Source organism: Ruficoccus amylovorans, assembly GCF_014230085.1.
Lineage (GTDB): Bacteria > Verrucomicrobiota > Verrucomicrobiia > Opitutales > Cerasicoccaceae > Ruficoccus > Ruficoccus amylovorans.
Window position 1 is genome coordinate 1 of record NZ_JACHVB010000012.1, and the last position, 26,022, is coordinate 26,022.

The 26,022-nt window shown below is 54.8% G+C and carries 31 protein-coding genes; 23 read left to right on the forward strand and 8 right to left on the reverse strand.

What is annotated here, in order from left to right:
- Positions 1-52: 52 nt before the first annotated feature.
- Entirely contained in the window at positions 53-967 is a 915-nt protein-coding gene (locus H5P28_RS01075; RefSeq protein WP_185673678.1) for an IS3 family transposase, read from the reverse strand.
- Positions 961-1,227, reverse strand: a complete 267-nt coding sequence (locus H5P28_RS01080) for a transposase (protein WP_185673679.1) — start codon at positions 1,225-1,227, stop codon at positions 961-963. Before H5P28_RS01080 ends, H5P28_RS01075 begins: the two co-directional genes overlap by 7 nt.
- Between H5P28_RS01080 and H5P28_RS01085 the strand changes: the two genes are divergently transcribed.
- Complete coding sequence (locus H5P28_RS01085; RefSeq protein WP_425504428.1) at positions 1,208-1,771, forward strand: sulfatase/phosphatase domain-containing protein; 564 nt, start codon at positions 1,208-1,210, stop codon at positions 1,769-1,771. The two genes, H5P28_RS01080 and H5P28_RS01085, sit on opposite strands and share 20 nt — an antisense overlap.
- Before the next feature lie 200 nt (positions 1,772-1,971).
- Here the strand turns inward: H5P28_RS01085 and H5P28_RS01090 are convergent, their stop codons facing one another.
- Positions 1,972-2,910 carry an AAA family ATPase gene (locus tag H5P28_RS01090; RefSeq protein WP_185673858.1) on the reverse strand — a complete coding sequence of 313 codons (939 nt, stop codon included), beginning with the start codon at positions 2,908-2,910 and terminating at the stop codon, positions 1,972-1,974.
- 191 nt (positions 2,911-3,101) lie between these two features.
- Here H5P28_RS01090 and H5P28_RS01095 point away from each other — a divergent pair, with 191 nt between their 5' ends.
- The 13 genes from H5P28_RS01095 (at position 3,102) to H5P28_RS01155 (ending at position 13,187) form a co-directional block, all read left to right on the forward strand.
- Complete coding sequence (locus H5P28_RS01095) at positions 3,102-3,374, forward strand: hypothetical protein (protein WP_185673859.1); 273 nt, start codon at positions 3,102-3,104, stop codon at positions 3,372-3,374.
- Between the two features lie 45 nt (positions 3,375-3,419).
- Positions 3,420-3,764 carry a hypothetical protein gene (locus H5P28_RS01100; RefSeq protein ID WP_185673860.1) on the forward strand — a complete coding sequence of 115 codons (345 nt, stop codon included), beginning with the start codon at positions 3,420-3,422 and terminating at the stop codon, positions 3,762-3,764.
- Complete coding sequence (locus tag H5P28_RS01105; RefSeq protein WP_185673861.1) at positions 3,757-6,399, forward strand: VirB4 family type IV secretion system protein; 2,643 nt, start codon at positions 3,757-3,759, stop codon at positions 6,397-6,399. Before H5P28_RS01100 ends, H5P28_RS01105 begins: the two co-directional genes overlap by 8 nt.
- A 38-nt stretch (positions 6,400-6,437) precedes the next feature.
- Entirely contained in the window at positions 6,438-6,830 is a 393-nt protein-coding gene (locus tag H5P28_RS01110; protein ID WP_185673862.1) for a hypothetical protein, read from the forward strand.
- Between the two features lie 3 nt (positions 6,831-6,833).
- Complete coding sequence (locus tag H5P28_RS01115) at positions 6,834-7,637, forward strand: TrbJ/VirB5 family protein (RefSeq protein WP_185673863.1); 804 nt, start codon at positions 6,834-6,836, stop codon at positions 7,635-7,637.
- Positions 7,638-7,650: 13 nt separating this feature from the next.
- On the forward strand, positions 7,651-8,115 hold the full coding sequence (locus tag H5P28_RS01120) for a hypothetical protein (RefSeq protein ID WP_185673864.1): 465 nt from the start codon (positions 7,651-7,653) through the stop codon (positions 8,113-8,115).
- A 22-nt stretch (positions 8,116-8,137) separates the two neighbouring features.
- The gene (locus tag H5P28_RS01125) at positions 8,138-9,241 is read left to right on the forward strand and encodes a hypothetical protein (RefSeq protein WP_185673865.1); all 1,104 of its coding nucleotides are present in this window, start codon (positions 8,138-8,140) and stop codon (positions 9,239-9,241) included.
- Positions 9,238-9,924: a hypothetical protein gene (locus H5P28_RS01130; protein ID WP_185673866.1), complete on the forward strand. Its 687-nt coding sequence runs from the start codon at positions 9,238-9,240 to the stop codon at positions 9,922-9,924. The genes H5P28_RS01125 and H5P28_RS01130 overlap by 4 nt, the downstream gene beginning before the upstream one ends.
- A gap of 4 nt (positions 9,925-9,928) precedes the next feature.
- Positions 9,929-10,819, forward strand: coding sequence for a hypothetical protein (locus H5P28_RS01135; RefSeq protein ID WP_185673867.1), 891 nt, complete (start codon positions 9,929-9,931; stop codon positions 10,817-10,819).
- 7 nt (positions 10,820-10,826) lie between these two features.
- Positions 10,827-11,879, forward strand: a complete 1,053-nt coding sequence (locus H5P28_RS01140) for a TrbI/VirB10 family protein (RefSeq protein ID WP_185673868.1) — start codon at positions 10,827-10,829, stop codon at positions 11,877-11,879.
- Position 11,880: 1 nt separating this feature from the next.
- A complete protein-coding gene (locus H5P28_RS01145; protein WP_185673869.1) occupies positions 11,881-12,378 on the forward strand; it encodes a hypothetical protein in 498 nt (165 codons plus the stop codon).
- A 120-nt stretch (positions 12,379-12,498) separates the two neighbouring features.
- Entirely contained in the window at positions 12,499-12,870 is a 372-nt protein-coding gene (locus H5P28_RS01150; RefSeq protein WP_185673870.1) for a hypothetical protein, read from the forward strand.
- Positions 12,871-12,908: 38 nt separating this feature from the next.
- Positions 12,909-13,187 carry a hypothetical protein gene (locus H5P28_RS01155; protein ID WP_185673871.1) on the forward strand — a complete coding sequence of 93 codons (279 nt, stop codon included), beginning with the start codon at positions 12,909-12,911 and terminating at the stop codon, positions 13,185-13,187.
- An 81-nt stretch (positions 13,188-13,268) separates the two neighbouring features.
- Here H5P28_RS01155 and H5P28_RS01160 read toward each other — a convergent pair whose 3' ends face one another.
- Complete coding sequence (locus H5P28_RS01160; RefSeq protein ID WP_185673872.1) at positions 13,269-13,967, reverse strand: adenylate/guanylate cyclase domain-containing protein; 699 nt, start codon at positions 13,965-13,967, stop codon at positions 13,269-13,271.
- A gap of 262 nt (positions 13,968-14,229) precedes the next feature.
- Here H5P28_RS01160 and H5P28_RS01165 point away from each other — a divergent pair, with 262 nt between their 5' ends.
- Complete coding sequence (locus tag H5P28_RS01165; RefSeq protein WP_185673873.1) at positions 14,230-14,793, forward strand: Pycsar system effector family protein; 564 nt, start codon at positions 14,230-14,232, stop codon at positions 14,791-14,793.
- A gap of 528 nt (positions 14,794-15,321) precedes the next feature.
- Here the strand turns inward: H5P28_RS01165 and H5P28_RS01170 are convergent.
- Positions 15,322-16,833 carry a hypothetical protein gene (locus H5P28_RS01170; RefSeq protein ID WP_185673874.1) on the reverse strand — a complete coding sequence of 504 codons (1,512 nt, stop codon included), beginning with the start codon at positions 16,831-16,833 and terminating at the stop codon, positions 15,322-15,324.
- Positions 16,834-16,936: 103 nt separating this feature from the next.
- Here H5P28_RS01170 and H5P28_RS01175 point away from each other — a divergent pair, with 103 nt between their 5' ends.
- From H5P28_RS01175 to H5P28_RS01210, 8 genes are all read left to right on the forward strand, one after another.
- The gene (locus H5P28_RS01175; RefSeq protein WP_185673875.1) at positions 16,937-17,287 is read left to right on the forward strand and encodes a helix-turn-helix domain-containing protein; all 351 of its coding nucleotides are present in this window, start codon (positions 16,937-16,939) and stop codon (positions 17,285-17,287) included.
- Positions 17,284-18,177: an ImmA/IrrE family metallo-endopeptidase gene (locus tag H5P28_RS01180; protein ID WP_185673876.1), complete on the forward strand. Its 894-nt coding sequence runs from the start codon at positions 17,284-17,286 to the stop codon at positions 18,175-18,177. Before H5P28_RS01175 ends, H5P28_RS01180 begins: the two co-directional genes overlap by 4 nt.
- A 48-nt stretch (positions 18,178-18,225) precedes the next feature.
- Complete coding sequence (locus H5P28_RS01185) at positions 18,226-19,662, forward strand: PDDEXK family nuclease (protein WP_185673877.1); 1,437 nt, start codon at positions 18,226-18,228, stop codon at positions 19,660-19,662.
- A gap of 30 nt (positions 19,663-19,692) precedes the next feature.
- Positions 19,693-20,049: a DUF2513 domain-containing protein gene (locus H5P28_RS01190; RefSeq protein WP_185673878.1), complete on the forward strand. Its 357-nt coding sequence runs from the start codon at positions 19,693-19,695 to the stop codon at positions 20,047-20,049.
- A 393-nt stretch (positions 20,050-20,442) separates the two neighbouring features.
- Complete coding sequence (locus H5P28_RS01195; protein WP_185673879.1) at positions 20,443-21,291, forward strand: zincin-like metallopeptidase domain-containing protein; 849 nt, start codon at positions 20,443-20,445, stop codon at positions 21,289-21,291.
- Positions 21,292-21,471: 180 nt separating this feature from the next.
- Entirely contained in the window at positions 21,472-21,819 is a 348-nt protein-coding gene (locus tag H5P28_RS01200; protein ID WP_185673880.1) for a helix-turn-helix domain-containing protein, read from the forward strand.
- A gap of 95 nt (positions 21,820-21,914) precedes the next feature.
- The gene (locus H5P28_RS01205) at positions 21,915-22,145 is read left to right on the forward strand and encodes a hypothetical protein (RefSeq protein WP_185673881.1); all 231 of its coding nucleotides are present in this window, start codon (positions 21,915-21,917) and stop codon (positions 22,143-22,145) included.
- The gene (locus H5P28_RS01210; RefSeq protein WP_185673882.1) at positions 22,145-22,447 is read left to right on the forward strand and encodes a type II toxin-antitoxin system RelE/ParE family toxin; all 303 of its coding nucleotides are present in this window, start codon (positions 22,145-22,147) and stop codon (positions 22,445-22,447) included. Before H5P28_RS01205 ends, H5P28_RS01210 begins: the two co-directional genes overlap by 1 nt.
- Positions 22,448-22,456: 9 nt before the next feature.
- Here the strand turns inward: H5P28_RS01210 and H5P28_RS01215 are convergent, their stop codons facing one another.
- The 3 genes from H5P28_RS01215 to tgt form a co-directional block, all read right to left on the reverse strand.
- Positions 22,457-23,227, reverse strand: coding sequence for a hypothetical protein (locus tag H5P28_RS01215; RefSeq protein WP_185673883.1), 771 nt, complete (start codon positions 23,225-23,227; stop codon positions 22,457-22,459).
- Between the two features lie 525 nt (positions 23,228-23,752).
- A complete protein-coding gene (locus H5P28_RS01220; RefSeq protein WP_185673884.1) occupies positions 23,753-24,727 on the reverse strand; it encodes a UDP-glucuronic acid decarboxylase family protein in 975 nt (324 codons plus the stop codon).
- 79 nt (positions 24,728-24,806) lie between these two features.
- Entirely contained in the window at positions 24,807-25,940 is a 1,134-nt protein-coding gene (gene tgt, locus H5P28_RS01225; protein WP_185674237.1) for a tRNA guanosine(34) transglycosylase Tgt, read from the reverse strand.
- Positions 25,941-26,022: the final 82 nt, after the last annotated feature.

A 26,022-nucleotide genomic window follows, 5' to 3' on the forward strand; every position in this document is an offset into this window, starting at 1 on the left:
TGGTCGGCCCCCACTTTTCGTACCAGAGCGATGAGACGCTGGCTGGGTAGGATTATGTTGGTTGGGTTATGGTTTGCGGGAGTGCTTGGTGCAGTGAGCCCGTAGGGCGAACGGAGCCAAGCACTGCCTTGGTTTGATGCCAGAGTTTGGCAAAGGCGTCGGGGGATATAAAGCCCAAACGGCTGTGCGGATGCTGGCTGTTGTATTTGCGTCGCCAGTTTTCGATGACGACGCGCGCTTCGGTCAGGGAGAGGAACCACTCCTGCTTGAGGCACTCGTCCTGCAGGCGGTTGTGGAAGCTCTCCACGTGAGGGTTTTGCCAGGGCGAGCCCGGCTCGATGTAGAGGGTTTTGATGCGTTTGGATTCCAGGTAGTCCTTGGTCGCCGTAGCGATAAACTCCGGCCCGTTGTCGGAACGGATGTGCTCGGGAGCACCGTGCTTGGCGATGGCTTTGTCCAAGGCCGCGACGATGTCGGCTGACTTCAGCCCGCGAGCCACCGTCAGGCTGATGCACTGGCGGGTAAACTCGTCGATCAGACTGAGCACCCGCAGAGGCGCTCCATTGTCGGTGCGATCCGCCACGAAGTCCCAACTCCACACGTGCCGCGGATGCGTCGCCGCGGTCGGGATCTTGCCGGTGGACTTGCCCTGACGCCGTTGCCGGGGGCGCGGCGGCTTCACGCCCAGCCCTTCAGCCCGGCGTACCTTTTGTACCAGCTTGCGGCTGACCTGCCAGCCTTCGTTGGCCAGCAGCGCTCGTACGCGACGATAACCGTAGCGCGGGTTGGTCCGGCTCACCGCGATGATCGCACGCACGAGGCGAACCATCTTGTCGGTGGCGGTTTTAGCCCGGTAGCAGAAGCTCGACCAGTGCAGACGAAGATACCGACAGGCGGCCCGTAACGAGCACGTTCCCGACTCGGCCACCTCGCGCACCGCTTCGCGCTTGTGCCCCGGGCTTACCATTTTTTTGCGTTTACCTGCTCCAGTACTTTGATGTTCAAAAGCTGGTCGGCCACCAGTTTCTTCAGCTCGGCGTTCTCGCGCTCAAGCTCCTTCAGACGCTTCACATCGCGCAGCTCCATCTGTCCGTACTTGCTCTTCCAACGATGGAAGCTCGCTTTGCTCACATTGTGCTCGCGGCAAACATCGTCCACGCTGCGGCCTTCGTCTGCCTCGCGCAGGAGCGCCACGATTTGCTCTTCGGTGTATCTCTTTCGTTTCATACTTCTGGTCGGGTTCTACCCGCCAGGGTCTCAAACGCAATGGTACGATTCTAGGAGGTCACGCCAGTTCGACAAGCGCTTCATGTACGAGGAATCGTTCCGCACGCCGCTGGTCGTGCGCTGGCCGGGCGTAGTCCAGCCGGGCAGCATCAACGAGGATCTCGTGCAGAACATCGACTTCGCGCCGACCTTTCTGGGCATGGCCGGTCTGCCGACCCCGGCCGACATGCAGGGCGTCAGCCTTGTGCCTCTGCTGGAGGGGAAGACGCCGCAGGACTGGCGCGATTCCCTCTATTACCATTATTACGAGTATCCCGGCCCCCACAGCGTTCGCCGCCACGAGGGCGTGGCCGACAAACGCTACAAGCTGATCCATTTCTACGGCCCCGGTATGCCCGATGGCGACGAATGGGAGTTCTACGACTTGGAAACGGACCCCTCCGAAATGCACAATCGCTACGGCGAGGCCGCCTGCGCCGATCAAATCGCCCGTCTGAAAGAAGAACTGCAACGGCTCCGCAGCCAGTATCAGGTGCCCGACTAAGAGATGGAACAATGGGAACGTATACGTCGTCATGTATTCGTGGAAGGCCGTCGCAAACGTTGGGTGATGCGGACCGGGCATTCACAGGGAAGAGAGAGTGAAGAGTCAGAATTTCCCGTACACCTTGAAAGCTGTCAGAAACAAGATCCTGTCGGTGATGCACTTGCATGTGTACCGGAAAAACCGCTAGGAGTGGGCTCTCAACGGACGCCATGTGCCCGCAAATGAAGCGCTCCTTTTTGCTCGTCCATCATGAGCGTGCCCGAGGGTGGCTTTATTTTCATGATCTTTTTGATCAGCATGTTTCCAATTAATCGTTCGATACACCGGCGGAGCGGACGGGCTCCGAATCGAGAGTCAAAGCCTTCGATTAGTATAAATTCCAACACATCCTCATCGAAGGTAATGGTCATTCCCAATTGCCCGCTTAACCGTTCGACTTCGCGTTCCATCATGAGGCGGGCGATTTTGACCTGAACATCATACTCCAAGCGCTCGAACATAATCATTTCGGTGATGCGTCCGACGAGTTCGCGGCGGAGCTTTTCCCGGACCAGCGAGAAGACGACGCGCTCGATGGTTTCGGGGGTAGATTTGCGCATTTCCATGGCCTCGGAAGCGCCGATGTTGGAGGTCAAAACGACGAAGAAATCCCTCAGATTCAAGGTGGTTCCATCCCGCAAGGTTAAGCGCCCGTCTTCCAGGACCTGAAGTAGGATCAAGAGCAGGTCGGGATGGGCTTTTTCGATCTCGTCGAAAAGAATCGTTCCACCTCGAAGATTCCCCTGTCCATCCCGGTTCAAGTCGAACAATCGGCCCATCTGACCTTGAGCGTTCGTGCCGTCTCCCAGGAGCACTTCGAGTTGCTCTTTGTTTTGGTATTCGGACATGTCAAAACGGATCAAGCGGTGCTCTCCGGGGAAGAGATATTTCGTGAAGCACTTGGTCAGTTCGGTCTTGCCGACGCCGGTCGGGCCGACGAACAAAAATGAGCCCAGCGGGCGGTCCGGATGCGATAATTTTAATGCTCCTCTTTGCAGGACCGAGCAGGCTTTTTTGATGGCTTTATCTTGTCCTATTATCTGTGAGGTGAGGTGCTCTTCTAGGTGGGCTATTTTCTCAATATAATTACTGTCCATGGTGACTAATTGTAGGGTTGTTATTGTTAGTGATTTTAAAAAATAGTAAATAGGGAATTGTGGCTCTGGTGCACGTTGACTTTGGTTGGTAATAGTTGTTTATGTTTAATCGTCAAACGCGGAGGTGGATTGTTTGATTTTTGCGTTTGAATTTAACGAACGATAAACGACTAATTCTAACAAAATGTGAAATGAATATCCTGAACACGCCACTCGTTCTCGCACAAACTACGCTTACCGATTTGAAGGATATGTTCTCGGTTGCGTTGGGGGTTATCTTCTTCTTCGGATTCGTTTACGGGGTCTTCCTGATCTGGCGCGGTGCCCGTAAAATCGCCGATGGGGATTCCGAGGGCTATTCCTCAATCTTTGGTGGGATCATCATCGCAGGAGCGGGTTTGATCATGTCCTCATTTTTCGTGTTGGCGGGCCTTGGGGACGCGGCGATTGAGCCCTCATTCTAGGGCCTCGCAAGCAACACGATCGTTCATTTCAGACTCCATAAGGTGATGGAACAGCTGGAGCGTACCCGCACCCATGCGGCGACCGACGCCAAGGGCCAGGCCTTTGGTCTCTCGGGCAACCTTTTCCTCTATCCGGTGATCGGTGTGGTGGCCGCGCTGGCCACCGTCATGCTCTGCTTTATGGTGCTTGGTCTGCCCCTGTTGCTCTCGCTCGGGGCGGGCCTGCCGGTCCTGATCCTGCCGACCTTGTATGTCCTCTTACTGCGGCACAACAAGCCCCGTGGCTATGACCGGGACTGGTTCAGCAACGTCACCTCGGCAGGCTTTTCCTATGTCAAAGCCGTCCAGCCCCTCAACCCGCGCCACCACAGGGAGGATTGCCATGAGTAGCGGAGCACCCAACGGTTGGTTCGCGGACGGCATGCTGATCTTCGGTTCGCTGGAGAGTGGTTGCCACGTGGCGAAAGGTTTCACGGTGGAGACACCGGATTTGCGCGGGGCCAGCGTGGGCGTTCGCAATGAATACAAGCGCAAGATTCGGCAGTTACTCAGTTCGCTCGGACCGACCGAGTCCATGCAGGTGCAGTGGACCTGCGGCAATGATTACCGCAAGGCACTGACGCGTTACTATCAGGATACCCAGCAGCACTGCCGGGACGACTACGTGAAGGCGGTCCGCAACGAGCGCTTTTCCCGCTACTGGCAACGGATGCTGGAACGCAAGCTCCGGCGCGAGTACCTGATTGTGTTCCTGTGCACGCGGATGGAAAAGTATTCGGGCAACCTGAAAACCAAGTCCGGTTTGCGGACCTTCTACGAAGCGCAGCTCGACAGCCTGCGGATTCATTTTCAGGAGCGCGAACACCACATCCAAAGCGTGCTCGGATCAGATACGACCGTCACGCCGATGGACGATGTGGCGCACTACGCCACCTGCAAGCGTTTCCTCAATCCGTCGCTTTTGGAAAACATCGACTACGATTATGCCCGCACTTTTGACGAGCGATACACCATTCAGGAAAACTGCCTGCACTGCGACATCCGGCCCGCCGACAAGGCCGCGCTGGAATTCGACGGATACTATCATTCGGTTTTTACCGTGCAGCGCTGGCCGAGCGAAACGTATCCGGGCATCATCCATCACCTGACGAGCCTCCCGTCACTCGACTACCAGATAACGGTCAACCTGAAACCGCTCAATGTGAAGCAGGTTATCCGCAAGGAGGAAAAAGAGGCCGATCGCTTGAAGAATGAACACCGCCACAAAGGGCGGCAGTCGGACGCCACCGCGATTGCGAAGAAGGAGACAACCATTGATGCACTGGCGCAGGGCTATACCAAGCCTTTTGCCGTGACCTATATCATCCGCACGTGGGCACGTGATCTCGACACCCTACGGGCCAAGACCGCCGAATTAAAACAGGCGATCAGCCAGATGAATGGAGCCGAGATTTACCAGAACACCTTGTTTGCCTCCAGCCGGAAGCTGTTCTTCGCCTCATGGCCGGGCTGGACGGGCTCCAGCTACACCCACCGTGACGAATACGCTGAGGACGGTTATCTTGCCGACCTGTTGCCGTTTTCGGCTACGTTTACCGGTTATCTCGAAGAGGCCGAAGCCATCTACGACGGCAACCAGCACAACATTGTCGGGATCAATACCTTCATCGGCGGCACGCCGCAGCATACGGTGCTCTTCGGGATCAGCGGCGCGGGCAAGTCGGTCTTCATGGAGGATTTGCTCACGCAGACCGCGCACCGCTTCGCCTATACGGTCATCATTGAGGAGGGGCTCTCGTATCAGAATTTCACGACATCGCTGGGCGGGACGCCCATCATCATTGAGCCGGACAGCGATCTGGTCATTAACTACCTCGACACGGTGGGGATGCCCCTGACCCGTCAGCAGGTTTCCTCCGGGGTGGCGCTGATCTCCCGCATGATCGGCGTGTCCGATTCGCAGGAGCGCCAGCAGGTGCGGCAGGCTCAGATCGGCCACTACATCGACCTGCTTTACCGGGATCAGTTCGAGTCGTGGAGCAAGCGGCACCGCGAGCAAATGCCCGAGGTCCGCAAGATGGCTTGCGCCACCTACCTGTGGAAACAGGAAAAGATCAAAACGAAAACCAGCTTCGTGGAAGCGTTTAGTCTCTTTCGTGAGCTGCTCAAGGCCGAAGATGACGAGGCGTTGGAGTTCTACGACACTATCCCAAGCGAGCGGATTGTGCAGTTCGCCAAACATGCGGACACCAGCGACTACGTGAAAGATACGGCTTTCGCATACTTCAAGCCGGAGGACTACCCGGTTCATTCTCAACTAATCGAACTGATGCGCTTCGGGCGCAGCTCGTATCACCCGAAGGCCGAGATGGATGAACTGGCCACGCTGATGGCGGCATGGACGGGCACTGGCAGCTACGGGAAGCTTTTCGACGGGACGACCAACATCAACCTGCGCAGCCAGATCGCCCACTTCGAGTTGGGGCAACTGGGCGATGAAGCGGTTGAACTGCGCACAGCGGCGGGACTGCTCATTACATCTTTCGCCCGTCAGCACATCATTTCGCTGCCGCGCAAACTGCGCAAGCGGATGATCTTTGAGGAAGTCTCCCGTTTCCTCGATGTGCCCGGCGGAGAGAAAATTGTCTCTGAAGCCTATGCGCAGCTCCGCAAATTCTCATGCTGGACCTGCTCTATCGTCCAGCAATACGAGCGCTTCAAAAGTTCGCGGATTCGCGCCGTGGTCATGGGCAACTCCAAGCAGCATCTTTTGATGCGCCAGCTCGACAAGGCCGACATCCAGGAAATCGCCCGTGACACCGGACTGCCGCAAGCAGTGCAGGAGGCGATCATGGATTACCCGCTTGTTGAGCAGCAGGCCGAGGGGCACAAGTTTTCGTCCATCTGCTATTATGCGCCGGGGGCGCGTCCGCCCGTGTGCGGGACCGCGCTCAACATTCAGGCGCAGACCTATTACCAGTCCGTTGCTACGGCGGCGGCACAACCGGAGGTTTCCGTTTCATGATTACACGCGAGTCATACGCACGAACCATTCTCTTGCTCATGGTGACGGGACTGTTCTCCGGTTGCGCCAGCAATGAAGTCGGTAAGAGTGCCACCGTAGTCGGCGGTAGCGCCTTGGGCGCAGTCATCGCCAATCAGGCGTCCGATGGGGATGCGGCTTGGACAACGGGCGGGGCCGCAATGGGAGCTGTCGCCGCGTTAGGGGCTAATGCGATGGCCAAGGAAAACGAGCGTATTGCTTACCGAGATGGCTACGAGGCCGCCCTCAACCAGAGCGTCAAGCAGCAGTATTGGATCATCCAGAACCGCCAGAAGGAAGACGAATTTAGCGAATCCGAGAACCCGGGCACATTCGTGCCCGTCGTCCTCCCCGCGCAGGAAATAAACGGGGTCATCCAAGAGGAGCGCGTCATTTACCTCAAAGCCAAGTAAGCCATGAAAGCATCATTCATTTTAATCTGCCTACTGCTTGCGCCTGGCGTGCAGGCGCAGTGGATCGTTTCCGACCCCGGACACACCGCCCAGACCATCGCGGCGACGTTGCAGGACGCCGCCGAGCACGCCGAGGTCCTGCAAGAGTGGCAACAGCAATACGAGCAGTTGACGCAACAGATCGAAACCATGACGGAGCAACTGGACGTGCAGACCACAATCAAGGAATGGACGGGCAATCCGGGGACGGTTCTTTTGCCTTCGCTCGATGTGCTCGGCGTGGAGGATTTCATGGACGATCTCAACCACGGCATCCCGTGGACGACGATCATCGACGAGGCCAGCGGAACCGAGAGCCTGAATGAAACACACGGAGGGCTTTATGTGCAGGTGAGAACGGAAACCGTGACCGGCGAGTCCGTCACGGTCAAAGACGACACGTTGAAGCCCTATGCTGTCGTGGACGATCAATACACCAACTATGTGACAGCCTCCGATGAGATCGACGCCCGCTTAAAGGAGTTGCAGGAGAACCAGACTCTCACGCTGGAAGAGTTGAAAAACGCCACCACCGATGCGGAGGTCCAAAAACTCTCGGCCATCGTTAACGCGCAGAACGGGCAGATCGCATTACTCATTTCCGAACGCGAGAAGCAGTACCAGCAATATGCCGCCTTGAAAGCTCTGAATGAAAACCAGGAAGCTAAGGCCAATGCGGTTTCCGTGCAGGCCCAGTTGAAGGATCAGCACGCTGCCTACCGCTCGCTCTCGGATTACCTGAAAACTCTGACCAACACGAATCCCTAGAACATCCACCACTATGAAACTGATCTATTTGCCGCTCCTTCTGGCCGTGCTCGCCCTGTGCGTCTGTTCGGACGCGCCCAATGAAACCACTATCACCGTGCACGAGGACGCCAAACCGGTCCGAACCATTCGCATCATCGTGGAAAAGGGCGACGATGTGGTCATCGAGGACCCGTACATCGAAAAAATCGAGGCCTTGTCGGCTGCTTACATGAAAGAGCGCTCACGCTACATTCAGGAGCGCCAAAGTATGACCGACGAGGAGCGTCGTGCCTTCGGCGATCTGCGTCGAAGTACGCACCAACGTGTGTCCGAACTGCAATCCATGCGAAAGCAATTCATTCTCGCCCAGATGAAGAAATACAACGGAGTGAACTTTGTTTTTGAAGACGGCGAGGGCAAGACGCCGGGGGAGTCGACCATGGATTACCTGAAGGGTTTCCACTCAGACCCGAAAGCGAATCCTTCCGAGGAATAACCTGCTAAGCTGACACGCTGCCATGAACCTGATTGGTCCCATTACGATGGAAAACTTTGAAAGCTCAATTCTTGAGCTTCAGGGTACGCTCCTTTTTGTTGCCTATTTCATTCTCGTAGCAGGGCTGATCGTTCGGATCATGCGCATCTCGGATACCGGTGGCGACATGGTGGCCATGACGAAGGCCGTTTTTATCGGTTTCTTCCTTGTCGCGCTGATGGCCACAGGCCGCTACTGGTTTAACGCGATTGATCAGGGGATGTATGATGCCGCCGACGTCATCAATACCGACTTTGGAAGTGAGCCCTATGCTGTTACGGATGCTCTGATCAAAACCATCGACGAGGATCCCGAGGCCGAAGGGTGGGGCGTCGAGAGGATCGTGAACTCCGTCTATCTGAGCATCGTTTACGGGATTTCCAAACTGGGCATTACCGTGGCGGCGCTCTTTCAGGTGCCCTTCTACATCCTTCAGTATGTGCTTAAGTGGCTCGGATTCCTCTTCCTCCCAATTGGGCTAGCACTGTTCATGTTTCCTTCGCTGGCCAATATTGGCGTGAAGCTCATCGCCAATATGCTGGCGGTGATGGCGTGGCCCATAGGCTTTGCCATCACCAATCTCGCGGCGATGGGACTTGTGGAAGATTTTGCTGATGCCTCCACCTTTTCCGGGAATGACACGGGCGCCGCGCTCTACATGATGAGCTTCGGCTCGCTTATCATGGGGCTGATCGCTGCGCTGATCCTCGTCATCGGTACGCTGGCCACACCAACGATCATGTTTATGATCTTCGCCAGTGGTACTGGTTTGCAGGCCCTCGCGGGATCGGCCCTGCGGACCGCTGCTGTGGCGACTTCTCGGGGAAGTTCTTCGCCCGGTGTCACGCTATCCCCCTCCGCCGTCAAGCCCACTCAAGCCACTCCGGTGAGTGCTCCCCAGAGCGACCCTGGACTGAGGCCACCTGTCTCGTCATCGGTTCCCGTTCCTTCTGGTGCACCGCAAGCTGCCGTACCGGCGATGGATAATCCGCTGTTGCCCGTCAATCCCCATGATCCCTCCGGCAGCCAACTGGCCGCGAAGCTTTACGCGCAGGCGTCACCACCCAAACCGCATACGCAGATATGAGTCACGACGAACACGAGATGCCGGAGCGTTCCTCCGTTGATCCCGCCAAGGCGCGGGCGCATGGCAAGCAGCTTCGCGCCCGCAACGCCTTCCATCCGTTGAAATTGTTCACGGATAATGCCTGGGCGGCGCGGCTGTGGTTTTTGATCGCGCTCATGCTGTTGGGGTGGGTGGTGATTCAGCCCTTCTTCATCATCAATGCCTACCGCACCCGCGAGCGCGTGGTTATCATGGATGGGGCGGGAACGTATTCCATCGCCCCCACGCTCGATTTTGAAGAGGCTACTCACCTGCACGAGGAGTTGGCCCTGTGGGCAACCTACGCGCTCTTTTCGCAGAACCCGAACGGTTTCGATATGCCCGAGCTTTTGGACAAGCTGTTTCTGAATGACCCGCTTAAAAAAGCCCGGCAGTTACATGCGCGAGCCGAAAAGGAACTGCGCGAAAAGGCCATCCACCAAAAGGTAGAGGTCTTTGAAATCAAAGTGCTGCAAACGCGGGGCGATCAGGTGTTCACCCAAGTAAAAGGGCAGTTGATCCGCACCGGCAGCTTCGAGGGAAAAACCTTCGTGGAAGACCCGCAGTTCACGCTCACTCTCGTGATGTATCGCAATCCCAATATGCTTGAAAACAAACGCTACCCGCTGGCCGTGATGTCCTTTGAGGAAAAAATACTGTTGTAGTCCGATGAAGCTGAACCGCATTGTCATCCTGTATTTCTTGTTGCCTCCTCTTTGCCATGCGGAGGAGGACCGCTATAACCGCGAGGTCATCAAGGAGTATGCCTTGAGCCCGCAGACGGTTTACAACATCCCCATCGGCAACACGCCGACCACAGTTACCTTTCCGGGGCCGCTCCAGTCCATCGACGGGGCCAATGTGGGCAGCGTTCCCAAGGACAACCCACCCGTGCTCTTAAGCTACGTGGCCGGACAGTCTTTCTTTTCCGTACGGGCCATGCAGCCCAATGCGCGAGGAGCGCTCAATGTGGTTTATCAGGGGCAGACCTACGCTTTTAATTTCTATCACCACGAGGACGTCGTGCCGTACCGCACGGTGCGGCTTATGCAGTCCGATGAACTGATGGCGGACAGTGCCGCCTTGGGGCCGGGGGCGATTACCATTCGCCGGACCACGCCGAACGTCCTGCTGGATTTGCTCGACCGGGCCAAGAGCTATCCGCTGGTCCAGCGGGCCTATCCGGGGATGTTAGATGAGGAGGTTGATTACCGTGTTCCCGAAGGGCTCACGACCGAGTACCGCGATTACACGGCGACCATTGAGGAGGTCATGCGGTTTGTCCGCTATGACACCCTCGTATTCAGGATTTCGTTACACAACACCTCGGAAGAGGACATCTATTATCAGCCGCAGATGCTAGCTATCCGCATCGGCCAGAACCTCTATTATCCATCCATCGCGGACGCTTCCGGTATCATCCCGGCCCAGTCCGACAGCGTGGCTTACCTGGCCATCACCGGCAAACCCAACGGGGAAGCCGCTCACCTCAGCGTTCACAACCCCTTTCAGGTCATCGTCACTCGGATCACCTACCCGGCCAAGCTCTTCATTCCTTAAACGCACCATGATCAAGTTTCTCAATTCGCCCTTGGGCAATGTCGTGGCCGCCGTGCTGTTCATCGGCGGCATCGGCGGGCTCGTCGTGTTGCATACGATGGACAAGGGGGAGGCAGACTTCACTACGCCCGAGGAGGCATACGACTATAAGCCCGACGTGTACAAACGCGACATTCCGCGCTTTAAAATGCCCGGTGCGGTCGTGACTACCAATGAGGAGGAGCTTACCGCAGAAAACGCTGAGAGTCCGGAAGAACCGGAGTCGCCGCTGTCGCGGCCCCAGCAGGCCCGCCTGAATGAGGAGAAGACTAAGGCCAAAGGCGGACTGCCGCTAAATCTCTTTACCGGCGCGGTTTCAGATCAAGAAGAGGTGGTTTCACCGGATTACGCCCCTTTCGGGCGGCTCATTCCCTGTGAACTGATCATCACAGTGGAGAGCAGTTCGATGGACACGCCCATTATCGGCCTTGTCACCGAGGACGTGGTTCATGCCGGAAAGGTCATCATCCCTGCTGGGGCGGAGGTGCATGGACGGGCCAGTGAGGGGAACACCCGCGACCGCATTTCCGCCACGGGCACCTGGAATTTTGTCTGGCGCACGCACGAAGCCTTGAACGGAACCGAGTTGACCCTTCAGGGAATTGCGCTCGATCGCGAGTATAATTTCAACACCGGCTTGTGGGGCTTGCAGGACGGCTCAGCCGGACTCAAGGGCTACCTTATCAAGAGTGACGACTGGAATGAGATCAAGCTATTCGCGGCCACGTTCCTTGCCGCCGCCACCCAGGGCTTCAAGCAGTACGACGACTTCATTACGGACACGGGATCAGCGGTGCAGATTGCCGAAAGCTCCGTTGGCAATGCCGCGCTGGATGGGACGACCGCCGTCCTCGAAAAATACGCCGAGCAGATTCAGGCGGCCATCGAACGCGACGGCTTCTACATCCGGGTTCCGGCAGGGACGCAGTTTTATGTTTACGTCACGCAGACCATCGACGCGGCGGAAGGCTCGCGCGGAAACATCAGCAATCATGACATCTGGAATTCGAAAACAAACTGACTTGCGTAAACGTCTGTCTCGCTGGAGTGGGGTACTGGCCGCTTCCGGGTTGCTGGCCGGGTGTGCCAGCGAGCCGGTGGAAGAACCGCCGCCCTCCATGCCCGTGCAGGTGTCGGGGACGGAGCTGGATCCCTATAGCATGGGGAAGATTCGCACCCCCGAATCCGTGCACGCCTACTACCTCGGGCCGTATGTGGACCCGCAGGACTCCGGCGTACGGCACGATGCCCATCGCATTGCGCGGGTGGAGCAGCCTGCCCGCTGGAACCTTTCCCCGAGCGCTCCCACGGCGGTTCCGCTGGGGCCGGTCGTGGCCGTGGTCGACCCGGCGCAGCAGGTGGGGCTTCTTTCCGGCGAGTTGGAGAACAAGATCGCCCAGGCTAACACGCTCATCGCGACCCTGATTGAGCAGAACGATGTTTTGCAGACGCAGCTTGATGAGCGCGACAAGCAACTGGACGAATTGTCGAAGCGCCTCTCCGAGCTCGAACGCCCATGACCCTTTCGATGCATACCTGAATCATACACTTCTGGCATCCGGCCAGACCTGCCCGAAGCTGACTGATAGCGGCCCCGCAGGCAGGTTAAGCAAGCGCGGGGTTTTTGAGAAAGAAATCCAATGTCATTAAAAGAAAGCGTGGAAAAGAAACTCGCCGAAGCCCGCAAGTCGAACGGGCCGAAGCGCAACCCGGAAATCGACGCGATCATCGATCGCTACATGAAAGAAAACCCCGAACGCGTGGCCTACCTCAAGACGGAGACGAAGGACCAGTTGGTTCGTCGGGCCGTGTTGCGGGAAGCCCTCAAGTCTGACGCTAGCCAGCGTCTGAGGCTGAAGGAAAGCGAGGCTGTCGGGAAATTCCTGAAGGAGAACCCGGAGATTGCCCAAGATATCGAGAAGCGCATTGCCCGCGTGCCCGATGATCGTAAGGAGCAGGCCCGCGTCCGGCTTGGACGGCAGGAAGCGACCAAGTCTGCGCTCAAGATGTGAAGAGCGTTCGTCCTAAACTACCAACCCAAGGTTTAATCATGGAAACGACCACTGAAACCACTTCCGATAAATCCACCGTCTTGAGAATTCCCGCTGAGATCATGGCTACCTTTCAGCGATCCAATGACTTTTTGACGCGCCGCTACCAGAACGCCGTTCCCAGCCCAGAGGAACTGATCATCTTCTACCTCTCGGGCATTGAGGCCCACGAGGTCGTCGCCGGTCTGGAGCGTCAGGTGCTCTTGCTCTCCGGCAAACAGCCCCCCGAACAGGACGACCATCTTGTCCAGACCTACCTCGACATGGAGGCCGAGTAGCGGACGCTTAGATTATTTTCAAGTAAGCCTTGGGTGTAGCCGTTACATCCAAGGCTTTTTTTGAAGATGGAATGCGTGGGGTCAGGGTTTCCAATGCCATGACGACCTATATATGGAGATGTTTCTCTGAGACCAGATGCTCTTTTTCCACATCAATTGTTTGGGGTTGCCGCCATATTTTGCGGACTCATGCACCTTGTTAAATACTTCTTCGGTGATGAATGATGCGTAAGTATCATTACGAAGACCGCATAGTTTTGCCGCATAGTTTGCGGATCGACCTACCCATACTAAATCGTTTGATCCTCGAACGCCTGTGCGGGCTATGAATAAACTTCCGGTATCGACACCTACCGCTTGTTGTAGTTGGAATGTTGACTTGGGGTAGATTTTTTTTAGGGCTGGATTAATTATTTTCGATGATAAATAATTTATTTGAAGGGCGGTTTTAGCCGCTGAGGTATTTTTGGAGTTTCCAATATAAACGGCCATGACTCTGTCACCGTCAAAGGCTGTAATTACTCCATTATTGTTTTTGATGATGTCGCAAGCTCCTCGTAGATAGGCTTTGTATACTTCGGCAGCAAACCAATCTTTGTACCCGATGACTAGGCCTGTAGAATCTTCCATGTCGGCGTAGAGTACTGTTGCATCAAGCTCCATGGCGTCGTTCCCGAGTTGGATGTCTTCTGCTTCTGGTACTGATTGGTCTTTTCGTCGGCTCCATTCCGTTCTTAATATTTGTTCGACCTCGGCTTTGATATCATCGTGTGTTTTCATGTCGTACAAAAGGGGGGGGTAACGAATACGGTGATCTGTAATGCCATTAGGCGTACAAGTCGTTTGATGCTGTTTATGGGGATGTTGCGAGTCAATGTTGTTATAATCGGATATAAACAGACGAATTATGGATGGTATTATCTGTCAGATGACTAGGAGGCGGAACCTGCCGTTTGCATGTCCAAGAGGCTTTTGAAAGCGCTTATGGTTCTTGAGAGATGGGATTGACTTCCGGAGAGCTAGGGAGCTATTAAAAACAACAATGAATGCGGAAGACGAATTGAAATTGAGTCATGCAAAAGAGTGTTTTGCGAATATGCATTCTATTTCCAGATTCATCGATGGAAAGACGGTTGCGCTGACCAGTTTGATTCTTTTGGTTCTTGGTGGCATGGCATTCATTATTAAATTTGTGCTCAAGCTTGAAGAGCCTAGATTTGAAGGGATTTTTGCTTTGCCATGTGTGGATTTTATTGCACTGGAATTAGCCGTTTTATCCTGTGTGGCTTCCATCTGTTCGATTTTTTTCTGTGTAGCGACTAATATCGCGCGTCTAAAACTTACATCGAAACATACCGCACTGTTCCCAATTCACGTAGACAGATACGAGAATATTGACCTAGCTTCCTCTGAGATGTTTGACCTGCTGCAGGGGATGGACGTTAAAAAAATGCTAGAAGAGTATTCAGATCAATTGACCAATTTGGGGCGTATTGTCGCAAGGAAATTCTTTTGGTACCGTCTAGCAGTTGGGGTGTTCTTTGTTCAAGCAGTATGGGGAGTGGTTGCGTTGGGATTGTTCCTAATGAGTTGCTCGGCGAGATGACGGCGAAATTTCTCTCGCTCTTGATCATACTCTTTGGTGCCCGCCTCGTAGTGGGAGAATTGCTGCCAGGAACTCTGCCATTGTTCGAGGCCCCTCTCGGCACCAACCTGATGGTAATAGAGTAGCATACCGACGCTTTGGATGAGCCATGTCGCAAGAGACTCATTACCAGCGTCTCGGCCCAGAATTATGTGGGTTATTTCGCAGCGGTCAGCCCAACGGTGATCGTGGTCCCAGCACAGATAGCCACCCTTGTTTACGTGCCAGTCTATTTCTCTGCGTACCCATGGCTCATCACAGCGCACACTAGGGGTATTCTGTTCCCAGAGGGCATTGGCGCACACGATGATGGGGACTATCGTGTTTTGATGTGAAGGCAGTCGAACCCCTATTGTCGTCGTGTAAGCCAATGCGCTGTCTGTCCCTTTTATCCGAAACGTATCGACTCCCTGGGCATCTGAGGCGTCATGTGCCCGGAGGGATTTCAAAAACGATTCGGCCCCTGATGACGATAGTCTGACTAATTGTTCAACGACCATAATAAGGACGAGGACGGGCTATGTAAGGCATGCGAGGATGGCATTCGATGGTATTTGCCATTGCCTGATCATCGGCTTGATTTGCTGCTTTATCCAACGCTGCCTTCGAGGCACGCTTGAAGTTCGAGATGCCCATAATGGGTTTAAACGCATCAGCCCAATGAGCGTCGAGTCGTACGACGTCTCGGCTATGAAGAACGGTTTCGAGGGGCTTGCCTCCAATGTCTTGTTCACCCTGTTTTGCGCGCTTGATCGGCCAGCCTCCAGCAATTCGAAAGGTCCGCCAGCCAACAGTGATAGTCGCCACAAGCATACGGCCATTGCCTTCCTCGGTATCGCCTCCAGCTATCGATGTTAGCCAACGCTTATTCTGGGCTTTGTTATGCCAGCGCAGGGCGATACTCGCGGGACGTTCTTTGCCGTCGGCCTCATAGTCCTTCGGTTGAGAGACGACGAGGCGTGAAGCGCAATCTCCCGCCCATGCGAGTTGGACCAGTTGCCAAGGGCATAGGCTGTCGAAATGAGAAGCATCTTCCATAACCTCAAGGAAGTCTTCTGTAAGTTTGCGGCAGGCTTCATCGCGGTTTGGGGACGAGAAGGCGGCCTCTACCCCGCGGCTAAATCCGTCCAGATCAGCTCTGAGAGACCATCCCCGGAGGCGGGTGGGAGAGGAGATTTTACTGCTGCTCGGATCGATGGATTCGTTGATTCTCAACTGAGAGAAATTGATGGATGCCTGCTTTGAGCGAATGGCGGTGGCCAATTTCTCCTGAAGTTCATACAGATTAGACTCGGCGGTGGTAAATAGACGTATGAATGTTGCTGCGACGTCTATGGGAAGGCTTACCCATTGTCCGTTATGACTGATTGAGCGGCCTTTTGCGTATCTCAGAATGGTCGGAGACCACTGCAATATTGCGGTGGGGAAACGGACCGAACTATTGGGGAAAGTAGAAGAGTCGTTTGCGAATTCCTTGGCTGGCCGGTTTGCTGCCGGTGCTAGGGAAATAATGGAATCGTCAATGTTGCGTTCGGTGTCCACCAGAATGGTCTGACCGAAATCAAAGGCAAAGCGAACGCTTTTCCAGCTATCTCCGGCGAGTGGTTTTACTCGTTTTTCAATTTCTTCATGCAAGGCGACAGAGTAGGCCAACGCTGTCAGCAAACTCTGCTCATTCGCCTCACACGGCAAATACAGGTGTAACACCTCGCCTTGGACTTCCAGTAATTCGGCGGCGGATTCTTCGGTTAACGCGTCTGCCACCCTGGCGAATTGATCGACCACCTGAAGGTAGCTGCGAGTAGCTGCGTCCCGGTCTGCCGCTTCAAGGTCGAGGCGCAGGCTGATTTTTGCGTAGAAGTGAATGCCAGTGGTGGCTGTGATATTTACGGAAGGTGGAGTAATGCTCTCCACCGCGAACGCGGTTTTGCGTTCCTGGCGAAAGAGCTTGGAGTCAAGCAAGTCTCTCGCGGAATTTTTAATGATTACAGTTGGGTTCATGAAAAACCTTTTCGGTATTGCTATTGTATACGAATCGTATAGAGTGAATTGTGGAAAGTCAAGGGATATTGTATATTTTTCCTATACGTTTCCGTAACTAGCTATGAATGAAGAATTCAAAGACAGACTCAAGGCGCTCAGGGAGCGTCGTCAATTAAGCCAGGCGGATGTTGCTGAGAGATCAGGACTGATGCCAGCGGCTATCTCGCATTTTGAAACAGGGAAGCGATCTCCCTCGTTCGATAACCTGCGCAAAATTGCTGACGCTCTGGATGTGAGCGTTGATTACTTGCTGGGCAGGATCGATGAGGAGCAATATGGAATGGGGAGTGTATCTGCTCCTCGGTCGCGTGAGCTTTTCAGGAATGCGGAAAACCTCTCGGATAGCAGCCTCAATTTTCTGAACGAAATGGCTAAAGCCTTAAGTGAGAAGGAAAAAAAGGATTCCAAGTGAAGATAAGCCGATTGCGCAAGCAACAGATTTGCACGCTAGCCCGTAATGAACTGAAGGCAGGCGGAGCATTGAGCCTGCCAGTCGATCCGATCGCTTTCGCGCAGAACAAAGATATTGTTGTTCAATCTTTCGATCCACCTGAGAAGGATATTTCCGGCTTTCTCATGCAGCTTGGAAATAATTTTGGAATCGGCTATTCGTCTCAGATAAAAAGCGTTGGATTTCAGCATTTTACTGTCGCTCACGAGCTTGGGCATTACTTGATCGATGGTCATGTCCAAGCCGTATTGGCAGAAGGTAAACATCTATCGCGTGCCGGATATATTGCAAAAGATCAGTATGAGCGTGAGGCTGATGTTTTCGCGACGGAGTTCCTAATGCCGTGGGCTTTGGTTTCGCCTATCATTGCTGGCCAAGAGCGAGGAATGGACGCGATCAGGCTTATCGCCGAGCAATGCCAAAGCTCCCTTTTGGCCTCCGCGATCCGTTTCACTGAGATTACCAAAGAATGCGCCGCTGTGGTCCTCTCTCGTTCAGGAACAATTGACTATATGGTGGCTTCGGACGGGTTTCGCCAAATTCCAGGCATCGATTGGTTGCGCAAAAAAGAAGACGTTCCTCCGGATACTCTATCGTATGAAAAATCGTGCGATAGCGATTGGATCGAGACTGCGCAGTCTGAATCAGGCAGGATTGACTTGGTAGAGTGGTTTCCTGATGTCAGCGGTGTTTATGCGAGCGAGGATGTTGTTGGGCTCGGTCGCTATGGGCGCCTGTTGACTCTTTTGGTTGCAGACTATGACCCGGACGACCCTGAGGATGACGATGATCCGAGTAGCGGCAGTGAGTATATTGATCGCTGGAGCAGTGGTGTTTTTCGAGGGCGATGAATGTCTTCTTACAGGATTTATGAGCCAGGGCGGTTGTGAAAATCTGTAATGTTTATCGATAGACCAGTTGAAGAGAAAGAGCTCCCCCTGCCATGGGTAGACTATGGATTTGGGCCTTGGGTTACCTTTCGAGAACGACAGGATTCTGTCGCTTACTTGTGTTCTTGTGCGCGGTCTGCGGCGAAATTTTGGCTCGCTCGTGAATTAGCCAATGGGCAGAGGTTACTTGCGCCGGGAAATAAGAATTTGCTGTCGCATTTTGCGATAAATCCAGCCGGGCAGGCCATGGCGATTGAAGAATTGGAAGGTAGTGGCTTTTTTCGAAACGGCATTTGCCATTTATGCACCGGACACGTACCGACTCTTCATACAGGAGGAAACCGCCTGGCAGATACTCGTTATTATCCGTACCTGGATCAAGTTGGGTATGAATTGGGACTAGTTTCCGAATATGACCCCGAAAAGTTTACCTCCAAGCGTGATTTGAGGGTATATGAACGCCTTAATCAACGCTTGGGGCTGAAGGGTGATATGCGGCGCGAAGATTTGCTTTGGTTGTGTCTGCGCGGAGCGTTTCCAAACGTTGAAATATTGCGAAACGTTAGGCCGCCAGAGCTTGAGGGGCTTGAACTGGACTTCTGGTTGCCTGCCCAGTGGGTTGGAATTGAGTATCAAGGCCAACAGCATGCCAAGCCGGTTGATTTTTTTGGTGGAGAGAGCGGTTATAACGCTTTGGTTGAACGCGATAAGAGAAAAAGAGAGTTATGCGCCAAACACGGTATCTACTTGGAGGAGTTTAATCATGACGACATGCTTACGGAAGCAAATGTAAAGGAACGTTTATTGCGTTACTGGCATGATCCCAAAGGGATTTCTCCGCCGCGGGGTGCATATTGGATATTGGGCGAGGCCTACCGCCCAAGTGGAGTTGATTGGGAAAAATTAACCCGCAAGCAGCGTATGGACGTAAAGCGGGAGCTATGGCTGATGCAGGAAATGTCTAGACGTTGCTGGCCTAAGGGAAAAAAATACAGGACTGCGGCATTGGATGTGGCTAAGAAAGCATCAGTTTTATGGGGAGAGATTCGTGGAATATCCCCAACTTCTATTCAGAATAAATTTAGATTTTGGCGTAAGAGGGATTATGGGGGTGATTGGAGACATGCCATACGATATGAGAGCTTAATTCAGGATAAAATGTGCGCGTTGCGTGAGCTTGGGATTAGCCTTTCACAGACCAAGGCATATTTTAGTATCTACCCAGGAGGGCTTACTGCATGGGCCAAGGCCCATTCTATCGACCAAGCTGAAGCAAGAAAATTGACCCATGTACGCGCTCGTATCGATTCTGAAGTTGCACAAGCTTTCAAGTCATCTTTGGAATGTAAAACCAATGAATTACGTGTCGAGGTCAGAAGGCTCGAGCGGGAGTTGAAAGCACTGAAATCTGATTACCGCAGGGTTCGTGGTGGGATCACTAGTTGATTGATGTTATTGTTTTTTTAACCTTTTGCCATGAAAAGAGATTTCGATTTGATCAGAAGTATTATGCTTCAGGTGGAGCAAGCTGACAGTGGAACGGCTTTGGTGGTTTTAGAGGTAGGTCCGGATATACGGGATAGTGCTGTTGCTGAACATATTGAGCTCATGGTCGAGGCTGATTTGGTTGTGGGCGAGGTATTTTCACGAGATCCTCTGACATTTGCAATTCAACGATTGACGTGGGGAGGACACGATTTCCTCGAAAATGCCCGTAACGATACGATATGGAAAAAAGTTGTCGCTCAATCTAAGGCCAAAGGGTCCTCAATGACGCTCACGATACTGAATGGATTGTTGTCCCGAGCAGCCGAAAAGTACGCTGGTCTGTAGACGTTCTGTTTGGCATTTTTTAATGCATGATCCTAACCGTATCTTACGTAATGGATACGGATGGCATGAAGAGATGGCTATGGCCATAGGCTATGCCTATATTTCCAGGGGTTAGATAAGGAAATTACGTATCCGCGTGGGGCTGAGAACCTGCTTTCCTGCCCGCAGGAAAGGGGATTATGCCAGCCCTCCGCTCCCAGCCTTCAAGGTCGTATTTTTGCGTTCGCTTGTGCAGCTTCGGCGCGGGCTTCTCGCTTCCGCTCTCGGCGCAAAAATCTCCACCTTGACGGCGGCCTACGGCCATCGCTTTGGGCACGCTCTCGCTCGCTCGCCGCTTGGCAGGGGAAAGCAGGTTTTCATGCCGAAGACCGTTTAACCCGAAAGGAGCCAACCGTGAAGAAATCCGCTTATGACCGTGTGACCGAGCGTATGCTTGAACTCTTGGAGAATGGGGTTTGCCCGTGGCGCAGACCGTGGAACCGTGTCGGGGGCCGTCCCCGAAACTTTGTCAGTGATCGCCCTTACTCCGGCGTGAACTGGTTTTTGCTGGAGGCGATGGCCTTTGATCTGCCGTGGTTCATGACCTTTAATCAGGTCAAGGCCAAGGGCGGGAAGATCATCAAGGGCAGCAAGGGCATTCCCGTGGTTTACTGGGGAACCTGGGAACGTGAAAACGAGGACAGCGACGACGAAGGTGAAACCCGGAAAATTCCTTTCCTGAAAGCCTATGTGGTTTTTAATGCCTGTCACGTCGAAGGGGTTGAGTTCCCCGAACTGCCCGAAGTCGAGCCGCTGGACTTTTCGCCCATCGACGCCGCCGAGCGGGTGATTGAAGGCTGGAAGGAAGGCCCGGAGATTGTGCACGGCTACCAGCACGCCTGCTACATTCCCGCCACCGATGAAATCCAGCTCCCGCCCAAGACGCGTTTTTCGTCCTGTCAGGAATATTACGCCACGCTCTTTCATGAGCTAGGCCATAGTTGCGGGGCCAAGCATCGACTGGACCGCAATCTAGAGGGAACTATCGGCGACGCCGACTATTCCCGCGAGGAACTGATTGCCGAGATGACCGCCGCTTTCCTCTGCGCCCACTGCGGCATTGATAACAGCGTGATCGAGAATTCCGCCGCTTACCTTCAGGGCTGGATTCGCATCCTGAAAGGTGACAGCAAGCTGGTAGTCACTGCCGCCAGCCAGGCCCAGAAGGCGGCGAATCTGATCTTAGGCGTGACTGGGGAGTGATTTGCGGGTCCGACTTACTGACATGGGGTTATGGCGCACTCAGTGGAATGGCGATACGCCAGCTTTTCAGAAATCGGCTGCCCGCCAGCGGGCAGCCGATTCTCTTTGGCAGAATAGGGAAGTGCATTGGCTCCCGTCTTCCCTATTCGCGGTTGTTTTTTCTGCTAAACTGACGGCATCATGAGTCAGTCAACCGCCTCTGTTTATCCGTTCCCGGCCAGCGCAACCCCAGAGCGGGAGCGTCCGGCAGTAGGAGACGCGGTTGTTGCGCAGGAATTGGCGGCATTGCGGAAGGAGTTGGCCGGGCTTCAGCGGGAATTGCACGAGTTGAATGCCATTCAGTCGCCGTTGGTGGGGATCGAGCGGGTTGCCCTGTATTTTGGCAAATCTCAGGATACGATTCGCCGATGGGTCAAGGATCGGGTTATTTCCTGCTACAAAATTCCGAACAACAAAGGATACTCTTTGTTGTTCAGCTTCAAGCAGATCGAAAGCGATCTGGAAGACTACCAGCAGGAGCGGTATTAGGCGTGTGGCAGTTTCTAGGGATTTGATCGCTTGAGCCAGTTTGGGGAAATGGGAAGCAGCTTTACTTTTTGGCCAAAAGATATACGGTTTCAGATATGAGTACGACCACGATGCGCATCACCAGCGAGGCCTTAGCTCTTCCGGAAGACGAGCGGTTGCAGGTGTTTTTGCAGCTCGCATCAAGCTTGCCGAATGAGAAGGCGCAGCTTGCAGAAAGCGCCCGTCGGGCTAGGGAAATGAGTTCTGGCAAGGTGGTTCCGATGACCGAAGAGGAATTCGGAGGCAAAATGAACGCGCTCAAAGAGCAATTTCGCAAGCAGGCTTAGTGGCCAGAACAGTAGAGTTCCACCCGCTTTTCAGCGAGGATGTTGAAGCGCAGGCACGCTACCTGCAAGAGGAAGCCGAGTTGGGAGAAGCCTTTCTCGAAAAGGTGGAGGAAGCGGTTGCTGCGGTCAAAGCCGAGCCGATGCACCATGGGTTCCTCTATGGCAGCACGCGCCATATCATTTTACGGAAATTCCGCCGCCATATCGTCCATTACGAATACTTTGAGAAGGAGGATTTAATCCGTTTCTACGGACTCTTTCACGGTTCTGAAAATCCCGCCCGGTGGTGGTCAAGGCTTTGAGCGCACCGTCTAGTATTGTTGTCGCTTCCGGGGTGCGCCGGGGGTGGAGTCCAATGCAATGCCGACCGAACGGCAGAAATGGCGCAAGGTTTTGGTCGTTGGCATGGCGTTTGCGCCGACTTCGGTTTCGAAATAGCGGACGAATTCGCGCATCGGGTATTTGTTTTTCGGATGGTCCAGCACGTAGAGCAGCAGGTGAAATTGCCACCACTGGCCCGGATCGTGGTTCCATTGCCCATTTGCCTGAAATTCTCCCTCTTCGAGAAATTTCACGGTGTTCGCGATTTGGAGGAAATAGTCTGCTTGGTTCTCTGCGATTGCCTGCCCCCAATAATCGAGTGTCAGTTGCCTTAGCCAGGTGGGCAGCGGCTTACGGGGGCCGATCATGTGTTTTTTCCAGGCGCGGACCAGCAGATAAAGCCCCAGGTCCCGGTTGCCCGACTTATGTTTCTCCAGCAAAATGAGCAATTCTTTGCGGCTGAGGCCACCGTGAGATTGGGTTAAACGCCGATCCACCGCAGGTGCGGAAGTCGCACGCCAGTCGGACGGCATTTCCTCCACCGGTCCCTCGGGCAGGGATGCTGGTATGGCATCCGCTGACATGTTGCCCGGGGTATCCGTTGGCGTGCGCTCGACGAATTGCCTGATGAGCGTTTGCAAGCCCTTGGAAGATTCCCACAGGCTAAGGAAATCAGAAAAGCCTGCTTCCACTTCTTTGCCCATCGCCTTTTTCAGAAACGCCTCAAGGGGAATGATGGGGCTCTTTTCAGGGACGCTCATAATCGGCTCAACGGGTATTCCCGAGTCTGTCCGCTTTCCCTTGGTCGGTCAATGCCGTTGCAGTACGTACTGAGGTAATAAATTGTAAATCGTCTGGGTGTTTTGAAAGGGAGACACTGCCTTTTATCGGGATCATCAATACCTCAAAAAGAATTGCTTTCTGGAAATTTCTAAAGAGTCAGTAGGAGTCAGTTAAAAAAGCCGTAAAAATCACCCGAAAACCTGACGGTTTTGTTTTTTTAAAACTACATAACTATTTAATTATTAATATAATATGAAATACTTACAACGGGTTCGAGTCCCGCCCTGAGCACCATTTAAGACACACAGGATAAGAAAAGAGCTTGGCTAGCCGATGGCGAGCGTCGAGGTCAGCGCATGCAGGGCTGCTACTCGAACCAGTAGGGGGCGTCTGTAGGTCTCGGTTGTAAGTGTTGGAGACATGTCGTATTAGACTGCTGCAGGGATAGAGCAGCCCGGCTATTTGCGCGCGAGTTCCGGGGGCGGGGGTGCCGGTGTGTCCGCTCAGTCTTCGACGCGCTCGGGGTCGGGGTAGTCGCCGCCGCCTGATTTGAGTAGATCGTCGAAGTAGGCGATGGTCTTTTTTAATCCCTCTTCGAGTGCCACAGTCGGCTCCCAGCCGAGATTTTCGCGGGCCTGGGTAATGTCGGGCTTGCGCTGCTTGGGGTCGTCCGAGGGCAGGGGCTCGAAGACGAGCTTCGACTTACTGCCGGTCAGGGCGATGACTTTTTCGGCCAGTTCGCGGATGGTGAATTCGCCGGGGTTGCCGATGTTGCAGGGGCCGGTGTAGCCGATCTGGTTGTCCATCAGCCGGATCATGCCTTCGATCAGGTCGTCGCGGTAGCAGAACGAGCGTGTCTGCTGCCCTTCGCCGTAAATGGTGATCGGGTCGTTGTTGAGGGCCTGGACGATAAAGTTGGAAACGACGCGGCCGTCCTTGGGGTGCATGCGGGGGCCGTAGGTGTTGAAAATGCGGATGACACGGATCTCGATCCCGTGCTGGCGGTGATAGTCGAAAAAGAGCGTCTCGGCCACGCGCTTGCCCTCGTCGTAGCAGGAGCGGATGCCGATGGGGTTGACGTTGCCCCAGTAGCTCTCCTCCTGCGGGTGGACGCTCGGGTCGCCGTACACCTCGGAGGTCGAGGCCTGCAGGACGCGCGCCTTCACGCGTTTGGCCAGGCCGAGGACGTTGATGGCGCCCATGACAGAGGTCTTGACCGTCTTGATCGGGTTGAACTGGTAATGCACGGGCGAGGCTGGGCAGGCGAGGTTGTAGATCTGGTCCACTTCGGCCTTGAAACCGTCCACGATGTCGTGGCGCACAAACTCGAAGTTGTGGTCGTCGAGCAGGTGGGCGATGTTCGCCTTGCGCCCCGTAAAGAGGTTGTCGAGGCAGATGACCTCGTGGCCCGCGCCCAGGAGTCGTTCACACAGATGGCTTCCGAGGAAGCCCGCACCGCCGGTAACAAGAATTCGCATAGTATTTAGGGTGTCTCTATCGGTTCAGAGGGGAAAGTCTAAAGTACGATTACCGCCGATGCTGGCCGGGGCGGATTTTTTACGCTTTTTCTCCGGCCTCGTAGCGCTCGATCCAGGCGGCTGACCAAGTTTCGTAATCGCCGGCCTCAATGTGTTCGCGGGCCTGGCGCATGAGGTCGAGGAAGAAGTGGACGTTGTGCAAGGTCAGGAGGGTGTGGCCGGTGATCTCATTGGCCATATTGAGGTGGCGCAGGTAGGCGCGGCTGAAGCGGTGGCAGGTGTAGTTGTCGAGGCCCTCGACCAGCGGCGCGTGGTCGGCTTTGAAGCGCTCGTTGCGCAGGTTGATCAGTCCGTCAGGCGTAAAGGCGCTGCCGTGCCGGGCCAGACGGCTGGGCATCACGCAGTCAAACATGTCCGCGCCCAGCGCGATCATTTTCAGCAACTGCGGGGGCGTGCCTACGCCCATGACGTACCGGGGCTTGTCGGCGGGCAGGTGGGGGATGGCGGCGGCCACCTGCTTGAGCATTTCCTCCTCCGGCTCGCCCACGCTGACCCCGCCGATGGCGTAGCCGGGGAAGTCCATCGCGGCCAGCGCCTGGGCGCACTCGGCCCGGTGCTTTTCAAAGACGGAGCCCTGCACGATCCCGAAGGCGTGGTGCCCGCGGGCGAAAAAGCCGTCGTCAGCCGCAATGTCGCGGAACTGCTTGGCCCAGCGCACCGTGCGTTCAAGTGCCTGGTGGCTGTCTTCCTCGGAGCAGGGCCAGGGCGGACACTCGTCCAGCACCATGGCGATGTCGCTGCCGAGCGACTTCTGGATGCGGTAGCAGGTTTCCGGGTTGAGAAAAATTTTGGTCCCGTCGAGGTGGGACTGAAAGCGGATGCCCTCCTCGGTGATTTGGCGGATCTTGGCCAGGCTGAAGACCTGGAAGCCGCCGCTGTCAGTCAGGATCGGGCCGTCCCAGCCCATGAACTTGTGCAGCCCGCCGAACGACTCGATCAGCTCCGGGCCGGGTCGGAGGTTGAGGTGGTAGGTGTTGCCCAGAATGATCTGCGCGCCGACCTCCTCTAACTGCTTGCAGGTCATGGCCTTGACCGTGCCCTGCGTGCCCACGGGCATGAAGATCGGAGTCTGAATCTCGCCGTGACGGGTCTTGAGCACGCCGCGACGCGGGCCGCCGGGGTGGGGGGCAGGGCTCCCGTCTGTGCCGGGAATTTTCAGTTGGAAGGTCGAATCCACCCGGCCAGCGTGGAAGCTCCCGCCCCGGCGGCAACGCTTTTTTTACGCGAAAAGGGGC